The sequence below is a fragment of the Gordonia sp. KTR9 genome, assembly GCF_000143885.2.
Lineage (GTDB): Bacteria > Actinomycetota > Actinomycetes > Mycobacteriales > Mycobacteriaceae > Gordonia.
This window is the reverse complement of the sequence record NC_018581.1, coordinates 3,706,186-3,720,687: the sequence shown is the minus strand read 5'-3', so window position 1 is coordinate 3,720,687 and position 14,502 is coordinate 3,706,186. Positions and strand designations below refer to the sequence as shown.

Genomic DNA, 14,502 nt, shown 5'->3' with positions numbered 1-14,502 from the left:
TCAGGACTGTGTGGACAGGGCGTCGATCGCGGCGCGCAGCTTCTCTGCGGCGTCACGGGCGACCGGTTCGAGTCCTGGCTCACCCGAGACTTGCACCATGAGACCGGGATCCATCGCTTCGATCAGAGTGCTGCCCGGGTTGTCCGGGTCGGCCCGGACGACGACGTTGCAGGGCAACAACAGTCCGATCTGTCGTCGAACGCTCAGCGCACGGTGTGCCAGGGGTGGGTTACAGGCGCCGAGGATGAGGTACGGCTCCATGTCCTCGTCGAGTTTTGTCTTCAGCGTCGCCTGGACGTCGATCTCGGTGAGGACACCGAACCCCTGGTCCGCGAGTGCGGTCCGAGTCCGTTCGACCGCCTCGTCGAACGGGACAGTCAGTGTGGTGGCCAGTGCAAGTGACATCGTGTTTCCTTTCTCTCCGACCGTTCAGGTCGATGGTCTACCCGGTTCGGGTGGGTTCAATGCGAGAAGCTGATCGAGGGGAGTACCCGCCGCAACCAGGCGGGCGTCCACCACGCGGCCCGGCCGGTGATCCGCAGCAACGCCGGGAGGAGAGTGAGACGGATGAGGACGGCGTCGAGCAGAACCGCGACACCCAGGATGATGCCCATCTCCTTGGGGGGAAGCGGTTCGGCCAATGCGAAGGTGAAGAACACCGCCACCATGACCGCGGCCGCGGCGAAAATGATGCGTCCTGAGTGAGCCATCCCGTCCACCTGGGCGGTCGCCGGATGCCCCGAACGCTCGAGGTGTTCCTTGGCCGTTGCGAGGAGGAAGACGGTGTAGTCCATCGCGATCGCGAAGATCATGGCGAAGAAGAACACCGGTCCCCACCCGTCGAGGAAGCCCTGGGGTGTGAAACCCAACAGGTCGGAAAGGTACCCGTCCTGGAAGATGAGCTTCGCCACACCGAATGCCGCGGCGGTCGACAGCAGGCTCACCACGGTGCCGATCAGGGCGATCAGCGGTGCTTGCAGCGAGACCAGCAGCAGGAGGAAGCCCAGGACGAGAATGACCGTCACGACGAGCGGGAAGTGGTCGTTCAGTGCCTGCTGCAGGTCGAGGTTCTCGGTGGGCGCCCCGCCGACGAGCGAGCCGTCGGGTAGAGCAGCACGGAGATCCTCGACAACCGGCCCCATCCGCGAGTCCGATGGATCGACCGACGGAATCGCTTGCAGCAAGACGTATCCCGAGTCGTCTGCCGCTGGCATCGGCGGGGTGACCATCTCGATACCCGGTGAGACCGCGGCGATCTCGGCGCTCTGCGCGGCCTCGGCTGCCGGGGCAACGATCTGCAGCACCCCCGGTGCGCCCCTGCCCATTTCGGACGCGACGAGCGCGTAGCCCTGGCGGACCGGGGCGTCTTCGGGGACGACGCTGATCGACGGCATCGCCACCTTCAATCCGAAGACCGGGATCGACAGTGCGATCAGGACGGCGAGCGATCCCACCGTGACGGTCCACGGATGGCGGTGCAGGAAGCCTCCCCAGCGGGCGAAGACCGGTGACCGGTGCTGTTGGCGACGTGCGTAGGGCAGCGACACCGCATCGACCTTGCCGCCCAGTTTCCCGAGTGCAGCGGGCAGCAGGGTCAGCGTTGCCGCGAGGACGAAGACGACCGCCAGCATGATGCCCACCGCCATCGTCCGCACTGCCGGCGCGGGGACCAGCAGCACCGCGGACAGGCTGACCAGGACAGTGATGCCGGAGAGCAACACCGCCTTGCCCGCGGTGTCCATGGTCTCCGCCACCGCGGCGCGGATGTCCTCGCCGTGTGCCCGGATCGAGTCGCGGAACCGCGAGACGACGAACAGCGCGTAATCGATGCCCAGCGCCAGCGCGAACATCATCGCGAAGTTGATCGCCCAGACCGAGATCAGTGTGACCTGGTTCAGCAGGACCAGGCCGCCCGCCGAGGCGACGAGACCGGCGATGGTCAGCAGCAGCGGCAGTCCGGCGGCGACGAGCGACCCGAATGCCAGGACCATGATCGTCAGCGTGACCGGCCACGAGAACAGTTCGGCCTTGATCATGGCGTCGTGGTTGGCCTTGTTGAAATCGCTCCACAAGGCGGAGGCGCCCGTCGGGTACACCTCGATCCCGTCGGTGGACAGTCCGGTCAGCTCCGCCTTGTGCTCGTCGACGGCGCGCACCATGTCGTCGGTGTCGGCGGCGGCGCCGATGATGACGATTCCCGTGTGACCGTCAGGGCTGATCGACGTGCCCGGCTGTGGTGGGATGACCTCGGCGAACCGGCCATCCGTCGCGGCCAGATCGGCGATCTTTGACACCACCGCCTGTACCGGGGCGCTGTCGATGCGTGTGTTGTCGGAATGGACGACCACCTGCACCGCGGCCGAGGAGTTCCCGCCGAAGTGCTGTTGGGCCAGCTCGCGGACCTGGACGGACTCGGATCCGTCTGCCTGCCAGCCCGCGCCCGCCAGGGAGGAGAACACCGACGGGGCCGCTGCGCCGAGGGCGACGAGCAGGAGCACCCACACGCCGAACACCCATGTCGCCCTGCCGACCATCGCCGCTCCCCATCGGCTGAGCGCTCCGGGTGCGGGACGCGTTGTGCCGGGTGTCGTTTCGTCTTCGGTCAGGGCCGGTTCGGGCGTCATGGGCTTCCTTCCGTCTATACCCCCAGGGGTATTGCATCTGGCGGCCAACATACCCAAGGGGGTATGTTGGCGTCAAGAATTCCGCATCCAACCGGACGTTCGGTGGTGCCCGATCCCGAGGAGGCCGCGATGGCCGGTGACGAGAGGCCGCACATGGCCGTTGGTGAAGAAGCGATGAGTGCCGTGCTCAATCGCCTACGCCGGGCGCAAGGACAACTCGCGGGGGTGATCGCGATGATCGAAGCGGGCCGCGACTGCAAAGACGTCGTCACCCAACTCGCCGCGGTGTCGCGGGCGCTCGACCGCGCGGGCTTCAAGATCGTGGCCTCGGGAATGCGACAGTGCATCGAGACCGTTGACGGTGAGCAACCGCCGCTGACCGAGGCCGAACTGGAGAAGTTGTTCCTCGCCCTCGCCTGACGAGCGGAGACCGGTACCTATCGTCGGGTACCAGATCTCGTTGGGTACTCCGAACGGCCGGCGCTACTCTTGAGAACGGCACTTTCCGGCGATGCCGCCCGGAACCACCGCGAAGTCGAGGATGTTGATGAGCGCACCCACCGCAGAGCAGTCCGTCGCAGGAGGCGGGCCCGGCTCCGAGAAGTCCGCCGGCGAGAAGTCCGACATCGAGAAGGTCGTTCTCGGACTCGCCCGAGCGGCCCGGTCGGCGTCCCGCTCGCTGAGCGGTCTGACGACAGCCGCCAAGAACGAGGTCCTGCTCGCCGCGGCCGATGCCGTGGAGGCCGCGACGGAGACCATCCTCGCCGCCAACGCCGAGGACATCGCGCGTGCCGAAGAAGCCGGCACCGAGGCGAGCCTGCTCGACCGTCTGCGGCTCGACGAGTCGCGCGTGGCGGGGATCGCCGACGGTCTGCGGCAGGTCGCAGTGCTGCCCGATCCGATCGGCGAGGTGGCCGCGGGCAAGACCCTCCCCAACGGCCTGCAGCTGCGCCAGCTCCGTGTACCCCTCGGTGTCGTGGGCATCGTGTACGAAGCGCGGCCCAACGTCACCGTCGACGCATTCGGGATCTCCTTCAAGTCCGGCAACGCGGTCCTGCTGCGTGGCTCGTCGTCCGCTGCGTCGTCGAACGCCGAACTCGTCCGCGTGCTGCGGGAGACCCTCTCGTCGAAGGGCGTCAGCGCCGATGCGGTCTCGTTGCTGCCCAGCGACGACCGGTCCAGCGTGACCGCACTCATCCGGGCGCGCGGACTCGTCGACGTGGTCATCCCCCGTGGTGGCGCCGGGCTCATCGAAGCCGTGGTGTCGAATGCGACCGTGCCGACGATCGAGACCGGTGTCGGCAACTGCCACGTCTACGTGCACGCACTCGCCGACCTCGACGTCGCGGCGCGTGTCATCCTCAACTCGAAGACTCGCAGGCCCAGCGTCTGCAACACCGCGGAGACCGTGCTCATCGACAAGGCTGTCGCCGCCGACGCACTGCCGCGGATCACCTCGGTCCTGCAGACACAGGGTGTGGTCATCCACGGCGACGAGCCGGGCATGGAGCCGGCAACCGAGGACGACTGGTCCAAGGAATACCTGTCGATGGACATCGCCATGAAGGTGGTCGACGACCTGGACGCGGCTGTCGCCCACATCGACACCTACGGGACCGGCCACACTGAGGCGATCATCACCACCGACCTGTCGGCCGCCGACGAGTTCACCCGGCGCGTGGACGCCGCCGCGGTGATGGTGAACGCCTCCACGGCTTTCACCGACGGCGAGCAGTTCGGTTTCGGGGCCGAGATCGGCATCTCCACCCAGAAGCTCCACGCCCGCGGCCCGATGGGTCTGCCGGAACTGACCTCGACCAAATGGGTGGTCTGGGGCAACGGCCACGTGCGGCCCGCCTGATGAGCGGCACCACCCCGGGCGAGGGGACTGCTCAGTACACGGGTTCGGGACCGGCCGTCGTGCCCTCGTTCGAGGGTGTCGACGACGTCGTCGGGCGTTTGCGGGCGACGGGTTATCTCGCCGACGACGCCACCGCGACGTCGACCTTCCTCGCCGATCGGCTCGGCAAGCCGCTTCTGGTCGAGGGGCCCGCGGGTGTCGGCAAGACCGAACTGGCCCGATCCATAGCGGCGGCCACGGACGCCGAACTCATCCGACTGCAGTGCTACGAGGGCATCGACGAGGCCCGCGCCCTCTACGAGTGGAATCACGCCAAGCAGATCCTGCACATCCAGGCGACGGGGGACCGCGCCTGGGATGAGGCCAAGGCCGACATCTTCTCCGACGAGTTCCTGCTGCCGCGGCCGTTGCTGAAGGCGATCTCGCGCGAGGGTGCCACCGTGCTCCTCATCGACGAGGTCGACAAGGCCGACGTCGACATGGAAGGCCTGCTGCTGGAAGTCCTCAGCGACTTCGCCATCACCATTCCGGAGATGGGAACCGTTGCCGCGCAACGGCGTCCGATTGTGTTGCTCACGTCGAACGCGACCCGCGAACTGTCCGAGGCGCTCAAGCGCCGGTGTCTCTACCTCTACATCGACTTCCCGGACGCCGAGCGCGAGAAGGAGATCCTCGCGTCGCGGGTGCCCACTCTCTCGGACTCGCTCAGCGCCGAACTGGTGCGGATCGTCGGTGTCCTGCGCACCTTGGACATCCGCAAGAAGCCGTCGGTCGCCGAGACCATCGACTGGGCCAACACGCTGCTGGCGCTGGGAGCCGGCGAGAAGGCAACTGCGCGAAGCGGGGGCGGATTCGACGACGGGCTCATCGCCCGCACGCTCGGTGTGGTCCTCAAACACCGACCGGACCTCAAGACGGCCCTCAAAGAACTCAAGCTGGGCTGATGACGGCTCCGCTCGTCGCGCACCTCACCGACTTCGTCGATGAACTACGCCGACGCGGGATCGTGGTCGGGCCGTCGGCGCTGATCGACGCGGCTGGTGCGATGGAGGTTCTCGACCTCCTCGAACGTCCACGGCTGCGGGAGGGCCTGGCGACGACGCTGCTCGTCGATCATGCTCATCGCGGTGTGTTCGACCGTGTCTTCGACCTGTGGTTCCCGGTCGGTGCCGGAATGCGCACCGTCACCGAGGATCTGCCGCGCACGCCCGACGGCCGACTCGACATCGACGCGGTGCGGGACGCGCTCGCGGAGATGCTCGCCGACGACGCGGCAGCCGGCGACGGCCGGCTCGATCAGGCCGTCGCGATGATCGTCGACGAGTTGGGGCGATACGGATCGACGCGCGGCGAGGCGTTCTCGGCCTACCAGGCCATCAACGCGGTGAGCCCGCAGACGCTGATCGCGAAGATCGCGGCGGCCATGGCCGGCGAGTCGGGCGGTGATGACGGCGGACGAGCCGGCACCGAACCGCTGTACCGGCGGGCGGCGCGCCAGAAGGCCGGCGATCTGCGTGCGGCGATCGAGCGAGAGACGCAGCGACGCATGGCCGACCGCAACGGTCGCGAGAAGGTCGGCGCCTACGCGGTGCCGGCCCTGCCGGAGAACGTCAACTTCCTGTCGGCGGGTGCCAAGGAACAGGTCGAGATCCGCAAGACCATCGAACCGCTGGCCAGATTGCTGGCCGCGAAGCTCGAGACTCGTCGGCGCCGAGCTCATCGGGGCGCGGTCGACGTCCGGAAGACGTTGCGCGCGTCGATGTCCACCGGAGGCGTGCCCATCGAACTCAGCCACCGCAAGCCACGGCCGGGGCGTCCGGAACTCGTCATCATCTGCGACGTGTCGGGCTCGGTCGCCGGGTTCAGTCAGTTCACGTTGCGGCTGGTGTACGCACTGCGACAGCAGTTCTCGAAGGTGCGGGTGTTCGCGTTCGTCGACACCGTCGACGAGGTGACGGACTACTTCGACCACGGCGAGGAGGACTTCGGCGCGGCGATGCACCACATGATCTCCACCGCGCGGATCTCGACCCGCGACGGTCACTCCGATTACGGCAACATGCTGGCCGGGTTCGTCGCCGACTATGGCGACTCGCTGACCCACCGGGGTGCGTTGCTGATTCTCGGTGACGGCCGGAACAACTACCACGACCCCCACGCAGCCGCCCTGGCGGAACTGGTCGAACGTGCCCGCCACGCCTATTGGCTGAACCCGGAGGCCAAGCAGCACTGGGGCACGGGGGACTCGGTCGCGACCGACTACGCGGATGTGATCGACATGTTCGAATGCCGCAACGCCACGCAACTGGGCACGGTCATCGCCGACCTCCTGCCGATCTGAGCAGCGCCGCCGTTTTCGATCAGCGCCCGACGCGTAGACTGACCGTCCATGTCACCCGACCGCCCACGTGCGCGCCGTATCGGCGTGATGGGCGGCACGTTCGACCCGATCCACAACGGGCACCTCGTCGCGGCCAGTGAGGTCGCCCACCGGTTCTCGCTGGACGAGGTGATCTTCGTCCCGACCGGCCGTCCGTGGCAGAAGATCGGCGAGCAGGAGACCGTGAGTCCGCCGGAGGATCGATACCTCATGACGGTCGTCGCAACCGCGTCGAATCCGCAGTTCAGCGTGAGCCGCGTCGACATCGATCGCGACGGCGACACCTACACCGTGGACACCCTCCGCGATCTTCGGGCGCTGCTGCCGGAGGCCGAGCTCTACTTCATCACCGGTGCCGATGCGCTGGAATCGATCCTGTCGTGGCAGGACTGGGAAGAACTGTTCGGGCTCGCCAGGTTCGTGGGCGTCAGCCGGCCGGGTTACGAACTCGACGCCACACACCTGGCGCACCACCTCGAAGCGATGCCCGAGGACACCCTTCACCTGCTGGAGATCCCGGCTCTGGCGATCTCGTCCACGGAGTGCCGGACGCGCGCGTCGCTCGGACGGCCCGTCTGGTACCTCGTGCCCGACGGCGTCGTCCAGTACATCGCGAAGCGGAAGCTGTATCGTGCGCCTCGGGCGTCGTCACCGGGCGTTTCCGCCCCCGCTCTGCCGGGGGCCAACCGCCCCGAGAAGCTCCCGGCCGAAGAGTTCCGGCCGGGGGAGTCGACGGACGGTACCGATCGATCGGGCCGGGCCGTGGGCGAACAGGCCGTAAGCGAATGAGAGGACAAGTGTGACTGCGTCAGCTGAAGCGCTGGAGATGGCCAAGGTGGCCGCCCTGGCCGCGGCCGAGAAGCTCGCCCACGAGGTGACGGTGATCGACGTGTCGGAGCAGTTGGTGATCACCGACGCCTTCGTCATCGCGTCGGCGGACAACGAGCGTCAGGTGAATTCGATCGTCGACGAGGTCGAGGAGAAGCTGCGGGAGGCCGGTCACAAGCCGCTGCGGCGTGAGGGCACACGCGAGGGTCGCTGGGCGCTCCTCGACTACGCCGACATCGTGGTGCACATCCAGCACACCGACGAGCGGCGCTTCTACGCGCTGGAGAGCCTCTGGAAGGACTGTCCGGTGGTCGAGGTGGAAGGGCTGTCGTGAGTGGCGGTCCGGATTCACATGACACCGCGGTCGAACGTCTCACCCCGGTGGTCCGACGCCTGATCCTGTTGCGGCACGGGCAGACCGAATACAACGCGGCGAGTCGGATGCAAGGCCAGCTCGACACCGATCTGTCCGAACTCGGTGTGAAGCAGGCCAATTCGGCGGCAGTGGAGCTCGCCAAGCGACAACCGGTCGTGATCTGGTCGTCGGATCTGCGGCGGGCACGTGACACCGCCGAGGCGCTGGCGCAGCGCACCGGGTTGCCGGTGACCACCGACGCCCGCCTGCGCGAGACGCATCTGGGTGAGTGGCAGGGGCTGACCCATCTGGACGTCGATGCCGCGATGCCGGGGGCCCGTGCCATCTGGCGTGACGACGCGACATGGACGCCGCCGGGCGGTGAGAGTCGCGTCGACGTCGCCCGACGTTCCACCCCGCTGGTCGACGAGTTGATCGAGCAGCTGCCGGAGTGGGGTGTCGGCGACAATCCGGAGGCTCCGGTGGTGCTCGTGGCCCACGGCGGCGTCATCGCCGCGATGACGGCGGCACTCCTCGGACTGCCGGTCGAGAACTGGCCTGCCTTCGGAGGCCTCGCGAACACAAGCTGGGTGCAGCTGTCGGGTCACGGTATGCCGGGCGAACTGCCGCGATGGCGCCTGGACGTGTGGAACGCGTCCGCCGAGGACTCCGACCCGGCGGTGCAGTGAACTCCGGTCCTGCGATGAGCGGGACTGCCGGCGGTCCTCGTCGGTCCCCCGACGCGCCGGACCGGTGCGTGCTGGTCCTGTCCGACTCGCTGGCCTACTACGGCCCGCAGGGCGGTCTGCCCGCGGACGACTCCCGTATCTGGCCGACGCTCGTGGGGGCCGCGACCGGTTCGCCGGTGCGGCTGTTCGGCCGGATCGGCTGGACCAGTCGGGACGTCTGGTGGGCGCTCACCCAGGATCCGAACATCTGGGCCACCGTGCCCCGTGCCGATGTCGTGGTGCTCGCGTTCGGCGGGATGGACACCTTGCCGTCGCCACTGCCCACGGCGTTCCGGGAACAGATCCGCTATATCCGGCCGAATGGATTGCGGCAGAAGATCCGTGAGGCCTACGCCTGGGTCCAGCCGCGGGGCGCGCGCCTCGGGTGGCCGCTCGCATTGCCGCCGCGCGTCACGATCGAATACCTCGAGAAGATCCGGGCGGCGCTCACCCAGTTGCGACCGGATCTCCCGATCGTCGTGTGCCTGCCGCCCACCCACCGCAGTCCGTACTACGGCAACGTCCACACCGGCCGGATCCCGACGACCGCGGCGATGTCCCGGTGGGCGTCGCGCCATTCGCTGCCGTGCGTCGACTTCTACCCGGTCACCCGGGACTCGTTCGACGACCCGGAGGTCGAGATGAACCCGGACGGGATCCACTGGGGATTCGAGTGTCATCGCGGGATCGCCGAGCTGGTCTCCCCGGTCATCGACGCGGTCCGGGGGAGCAGGGACCGCGACATCGAGGGGCCGACGGCGACGCCCGTGTGAGCTCGGCGCGTGAACCCGTTAACGTAGACGCGTGCCTGTCGTCGTCGTCACAGACTCCTCGTCCCGACTGCCGCGGTCGGTGACCGAGCATTACGGGATCCGGCAGGTCCCGCTGCACGTCACGGTGGATGACAAGGACTACCGCGAGGGCGTCGACGACATCCCCACCGACATCGTGTCGACGCCGGGCGTGACCACATCGGGCGCGAACCCCAGCGATCTGTCCGAACACTTCGACGCCGCGCTCGAGGCGAGTCAGGGCGACGGGGTTGTCGCCGTCCACATGTCCCGCCGGCTGTCGGGAACGTGGAGTTCGGCCCGGATGGCCGCGGAGAAGTTCTCCGGGCAGGTGCGTGTCGTCGACTCCCGATCTGTCGGTCTCGCAGTCGGTTTCACCGCCGTCGCGGCCGCCCAGGCCGCCGCGGGCGGAGCCGACCGCGACCGGGTGTACGAGTCCGCCATCCGGCAGGCCGCGACGGTCGACTCACTGCTGTGCGTGCAGCAACTCGACAATCTGCGCAACAGCGGCCGGATCAGTGCCGCGGGCAAGCTGTTCGGGTCGGCGTTGTCGATCAAACCGATCCTGCACATGGTCGACGGCACCCTGACGCTCAGGGAGCGTCATCGTACGTTCTCCAAGGCGCTGGACAAGATGGTCGACGCCGCCGTCGACTCCGCGGGTGGCCGCGCGGTGACGGTCGGGATCCAGCACTGCCAGAGCCCCGACGTCGCCGAGGAACTGCGAGCCGCGGTCCACGCCAAGCTGCGGGTGGTGACCTCCGAACTGATCGTCGACCTCGGACCCATCCTCGGCACCCACGTCGGCCCCGGCGCGGTGGGCGTCGTCATCGCCGCGCACCTCGACCCGATCGAGGGTCTCGAGGAGCACTGAGAACGGGCAGGCCCGCCCGTCCGGCACCATCCACAGGTCGCAGTGACCGTCCACAGATTCCGGTGTTCGCCCGTCCGGACGTGAAGAAGTGGTGGTGACGGGACCTACCGTGTGGCGTCATGAGCGCATCAGGACGGCGGAATCCGCTGGACCGGCTGGCGCCGGTGGCCGAGCTGCCGGGCCGCCGGAACGGCGCGGCAGGGATCGATCCCGATTCCCCGGCGCGCGCAACGGAGACCGATGACCCGGCCGGACCGGTCGGGGAGCTCGAGCACCCCGGGTGGGGGATCGGCGGGATGCCGACCTGGCTCGACACCCCGCCGGCGCGATCGCCGCGTCGGCGAACGGACCCTGGCGACGTCGACACCGAGGACGATGACGACGCCGACGATCCCTTCCCTCGACGACGCTTCGCGGTCGCACCGCCGGCCGCCCTCGCACTGATCGCGGTCGGTGTCGTCGTCTGCGCGGTGGCGGCGTTCGGGCTCTTCCGTGGTTCGGAGTCGGCGCCCGTGGTGGATTTCGGTGCGGTGGCCGGCACGTCGAAGGTGCCGGATTCATCGTTGCCTGCGACGCCGGCCGAGCCGACTCCGGCGCAGATGGTCGTCAGTGTCGTCGGGCTGGTCCACAAGCCGGGGCTGGTGCGCCTCGCGCCGGGGGCGCGGGTCGCCGAGGCGATCGACCGGGCGGGTGGGGTGCGCAAGAATGCCGATCTCCTGTCCCTGAATCTCGCGCAGGTGCTTCGGGACGGCGATCAGATCCTCGTCGGCTATGCGGGCGGCGAAGGACAGATGTCGTTGCGCAGTGCCGTCGTCGGGGCTGCCGGCGCGCCATCCCCGCCGGCAGTGGAAAATCCGGCGGGTGCCGGTGCTCCCGCCGGCGGTGCGGAAAGTACGCCGGACACCGGTGGACTCGTGAACCTCAACACCGCCACCGAGGCCGACCTGGACGAGCTGCCCGGAGTCGGACCCGTCACCGCGAAGGCCATCCTGTCGTGGCGGGAACGGAACGGACGCTTCACTTCCGTGGAGGAGCTCGCCGAGGTCGAGGGGATCGGTCCGGCACGTCTGGCCAGACTGCGCGACCTCGTGACGGTGTGAGGGGTGGACTACCGCCTGCTGGTGCCGGCGGCGGCGGTGTGGTCGGTGACGGCGCTCGGGCTCGCGGTGCCGACGGCGTACACGCTCGCGCTGGCGATCTGCTCGGGCGCGGTCGCCCTCGCCGGCACGGTGGCCTGCCTCGCCGGTCGGATCGGTTGGGACACGGTCGGTCTGGTTGTCGTGGTCGCCGGACTCGCGGCGGTGTGCGCGACCTCGCTGGCCCTTCGGCAGGAGGCCCGCACCGAACATCCGCTGGCGACGACGACGGGCAAGGCGACGGTCGTGCTGACCGTGCGCGGCGACCCGACGATCGTCGGACAACCGTCCGCAGGGCGGGTGCGCGTCCGGGTGGGGGTGGAACAGATCGGATCGCAACGAGTTCGACCGGCTGCTGCCGATCTGATGGGTGATGTGCAGGAGTGGTCGGGACTGTTGCCCGGCCAGCGGGTGGTGACGATCGTTCGGGTACGACCGCCGCCCGCACACTCACTTCTCGTGGCGACGGTGACGGCACAGCGGCCCCGGCCGGTCGGACCACCGCCCGGCCACCAGGAGGTGGCCGGTGCGATCCGAGAGCGGCTGCAGACGCTGGCCGCACGAGGACTCGATGCGGATGCGGCCGGACTCCTGCCCGGGCTCGTACTCGGCGACGAGAGCTCCCTCGACGACGGCCTACGCGAGGACTTCCGCGACGCGGGACTCAGTCACCTCACCGCGGTGAGCGGCAGCAACTTCGCGATCGTGTGCGGCGCAGCACTTCTGGTGGTACGCAGTGTGGGTGTCCCGCCGCGGGCCGCCGCGATCGTCGGCTTGGTCGTGATCCTGGGGTTCGTCGTTCTCGTCCGCCCGTCGCCGAGTGTGCTGCGTGCTGCCCTGATGGGCGCCGTCGGGGTGCTGGCGCTGTTCGCCTCTCGTCGAGCGCAGGCTGTTCCGGCGTTGGGAGCGGCGGTCGTCGGCGGCCTGCTGTGGTGGCCCGAACTGGCGCTGCAGCCGGGGTTCGCGCTGTCGGTCGCCGCGACCGGAGCCATCGTGGTGTGGGCGCCGCGACTCCGGGATCGGCTACGCGAGTGGCGATGTCCGCCCGGCGTGGCCGAGGTGATCGCGATGGCGGTCACCGCCCAGGTGGTGACGGCGCCGATCGTCGTCGTGGTGACCGGAACGTTCTCGGTGGTGGGGATCGTCGCGAACCTCCTCGTCGCGCCGGTCGTCGCCGTGATCAGTGTGGTCGGCACCCTCGCCGCACTCGTCGGTGCGATCGGGCCGCCCGACGGGCCCGGGGCGCTCGTGGGCGAATTGCTGGTGCGCGCCCTCGCGCCCGAGCTGTGGTGGATGGTCGCCTGCGCGCGCACCCTCGGCGGGGTGAGCTGGGCGAGTGTGGACGTGTGGTCGCCATTTGGGTGAGGGCGTCGATGCGCCGGCCGACCTCGGCGGTCAGACCTCGCGGTCGGCCAATTCGCCCGCGGTACGGTTCCACACCAGGTAGCCGATGCCGACGGCGGTGAACCAGACCGCCCCGACGACGAGCGCGATCCGGCCGTCGCGGTCGAAGAACAGCAGGACGAACACGAGCGCGAGGAAGCCGAGTGCGAGCCACGTGGTGACCGGGGCGCCGGGCACCCGGTAGTCCGAGCGAGGCAGTTCGCCGCGCGCGACCTTGCGCCGGTACGCCATCTGGCACAGCAGGATCGTCGACCAGATGACGATGATGCCCACCGTCGACACCGCGGTGATGTAGGCGAAGGCGTGCTCGGGGTCGATGACGTTCACCACGACGCCGATCGCCATGACCGCGGCGCTCAGGGTGATGCCCGCGGCCGGGACCTTGCGGCTCGAGAGCCAGGTCAGCTGGCGCGGGGCGTCGCCGGTGTGGGCGAGGGAGCGCAACATGCGACCGGTGGAGTAGATGCCGGAGTTGCACGATGACAGGGCGGCGGTCAGCAGGATGAAGTTGACGATGCCGGCCGCGCCGGGGATGCCGATGTAGGAGAACACCGAGACGAAGGGGCTCTCGCCTTCCTGGAAGTCCTTCCAGCTGCGGACCGAGAGAATCACGATCAGTGAGCCGACGTAGAAGATGCCGATGCGGAACGGCACGGTGTTGATCGCCTTGCGCAGCGTGACGCGCGGGTTCTGCGCTTCGCCCGCGGTCACGCCGACGAGCTCGACACCGACATAGGCGAACATCACGATCTGCAGGCTCAGCAGGGCGTTGCTGAACCCGGTCGCGAAGAAGCCGCCGTCGTTCCAGAGGTTCGTCACCGACGGCCCGGTCTCGGGTCCGAGTCCGGCGATCGGGAGCAGCACGCCGATGCCGACGATGATCATGCCGAGGATGGCGGTGACCTTGATGGCGGAGAACCAGAACTCCGCGCGACCGAACACCCCGACCGAGATCAGATTCGCGCCGAACAGCACGATGAGCGCGATGAGGGCGGTGACCCAGACCGGAACCGACGGCCACCAGTAGTTGATGTACTTGCCCGCCACGGTGATCTCGGCCATGCACGTCGTCGTCCACACGGCCCAGTAGGTCCAGCCCTGGCTGAAACCGGCGAAGCGGCCGAGGAACTCGTCGGCGTACTCGCTGATGCCCCCGGAGACGGGCCGGTAGATGAGCAGTTCGCCGAGGGCGCGCATCACGATGAAGATCGCGAGCCCGGCGAGCGCGTACGCCAGGATGAGTGCGGGTCCCGCCTTCTCGATCGCACCACCCGCGCCGTAGAACAGTCCCGTGCCGATCGCGCCGCCAATGGCGATCATCTGCACGGTGCGGGCGGTGAGGCCGCGCTGGTATCCCTCGTCGGTGTCGGCACCCGTGTCGGTGCCGGGATGCTCGACAGTCACGCGGGCGACTCCCTGAAATGTCGGTGGACCTCTGGCAGAAGCTCACCGTAACGAGCCGCGATCACCCCGATTCATTCGGCCACAGGCGTTGTCCACTTTGTCGTATTCGGCCGACCT

General features: G+C 68.6%; 14 protein-coding genes. 11 read left to right on the top strand and 3 right to left on the bottom strand.

Going from position 1 to position 14,502, the window contains the following annotated elements; all coding sequences use genetic code 11:
* Together KTR9_RS17475 and KTR9_RS17470 are read right to left on the bottom strand one after the other, a co-directional pair.
* On the bottom strand, positions 1-405 hold the full coding sequence (locus KTR9_RS17475; protein WP_014927473.1) for a DUF302 domain-containing protein: 405 nt from the start codon (positions 403-405) through the stop codon (positions 1-3).
* A 56-nt stretch (positions 406-461) separates the two neighbouring features.
* Positions 462-2,624, bottom strand: coding sequence for an MMPL family transporter (locus KTR9_RS17470; protein WP_083888981.1), 2,163 nt, complete (start codon positions 2,622-2,624; stop codon positions 462-464).
* A gap of 153 nt (positions 2,625-2,777) precedes the next feature.
* Here KTR9_RS17470 and KTR9_RS17465 point away from each other — a divergent pair, with 153 nt between their 5' ends.
* The 11 genes from KTR9_RS17465 to KTR9_RS17415 all read left to right on the top strand — a co-directional run bounded on the left by KTR9_RS17465 (position 2,778) and on the right by KTR9_RS17415 (position 12,942).
* Complete coding sequence (locus KTR9_RS17465) at positions 2,778-3,044, top strand: metal-sensitive transcriptional regulator (RefSeq protein WP_010841296.1); 267 nt, start codon at positions 2,778-2,780, stop codon at positions 3,042-3,044.
* Between the two features lie 127 nt (positions 3,045-3,171).
* The gene (locus KTR9_RS17460; RefSeq protein WP_044508044.1) at positions 3,172-4,485 is read left to right on the top strand and encodes a glutamate-5-semialdehyde dehydrogenase; all 1,314 of its coding nucleotides are present in this window, start codon (positions 3,172-3,174) and stop codon (positions 4,483-4,485) included.
* Positions 4,485-5,429, top strand: a complete 945-nt coding sequence (locus KTR9_RS17455; protein WP_014927469.1) for an AAA family ATPase — start codon at positions 4,485-4,487, stop codon at positions 5,427-5,429. Before KTR9_RS17460 ends, KTR9_RS17455 begins: the two co-directional genes overlap by 1 nt.
* Positions 5,429-6,826, top strand: a complete 1,398-nt coding sequence (locus tag KTR9_RS17450) for a vWA domain-containing protein (RefSeq protein WP_014927468.1) — start codon at positions 5,429-5,431, stop codon at positions 6,824-6,826. Before KTR9_RS17455 ends, KTR9_RS17450 begins: the two co-directional genes overlap by 1 nt.
* 48 nt (positions 6,827-6,874) lie before the next feature.
* Positions 6,875-7,654, top strand: a complete 780-nt coding sequence (gene nadD / locus KTR9_RS17445; RefSeq protein WP_014927467.1) for a nicotinate-nucleotide adenylyltransferase — start codon at positions 6,875-6,877, stop codon at positions 7,652-7,654.
* 10 nt (positions 7,655-7,664) lie between these two features.
* Complete coding sequence (rsfS, locus tag KTR9_RS17440) at positions 7,665-8,027, top strand: ribosome silencing factor (RefSeq protein WP_010841291.1); 363 nt, start codon at positions 7,665-7,667, stop codon at positions 8,025-8,027.
* Positions 8,024-8,737, top strand: a complete 714-nt coding sequence (locus tag KTR9_RS17435; RefSeq protein WP_010841290.1) for a histidine phosphatase family protein — start codon at positions 8,024-8,026, stop codon at positions 8,735-8,737. Before rsfS ends, KTR9_RS17435 begins: the two co-directional genes overlap by 4 nt.
* A gap of 14 nt (positions 8,738-8,751) precedes the next feature.
* The gene (gene octT / locus KTR9_RS17430; RefSeq protein WP_193363199.1) at positions 8,752-9,549 is read left to right on the top strand and encodes a diglucosylglycerate octanoyltransferase; all 798 of its coding nucleotides are present in this window, start codon (positions 8,752-8,754) and stop codon (positions 9,547-9,549) included.
* 31 nt (positions 9,550-9,580) lie between these two features.
* On the top strand, positions 9,581-10,441 hold the full coding sequence (locus KTR9_RS17425) for a DegV family protein (RefSeq protein WP_014927465.1): 861 nt from the start codon (positions 9,581-9,583) through the stop codon (positions 10,439-10,441).
* 119 nt (positions 10,442-10,560) lie between these two features.
* Positions 10,561-11,541 carry a helix-hairpin-helix domain-containing protein gene (locus KTR9_RS17420; RefSeq protein ID WP_014927464.1) on the top strand — a complete coding sequence of 327 codons (981 nt, stop codon included), beginning with the start codon at positions 10,561-10,563 and terminating at the stop codon, positions 11,539-11,541.
* 3 nt (positions 11,542-11,544) lie between these two features.
* The gene (locus tag KTR9_RS17415; RefSeq protein WP_014927463.1) at positions 11,545-12,942 is read left to right on the top strand and encodes a ComEC/Rec2 family competence protein; all 1,398 of its coding nucleotides are present in this window, start codon (positions 11,545-11,547) and stop codon (positions 12,940-12,942) included.
* 30 nt (positions 12,943-12,972) lie between these two features.
* Here KTR9_RS17415 and KTR9_RS17410 read toward each other — a convergent pair whose 3' ends face one another.
* A complete protein-coding gene (locus KTR9_RS17410; RefSeq protein ID WP_010841285.1) occupies positions 12,973-14,385 on the bottom strand; it encodes an amino acid permease in 1,413 nt (470 codons plus the stop codon).
* Between the last annotated feature and the right edge of the window lie 117 nt (positions 14,386-14,502).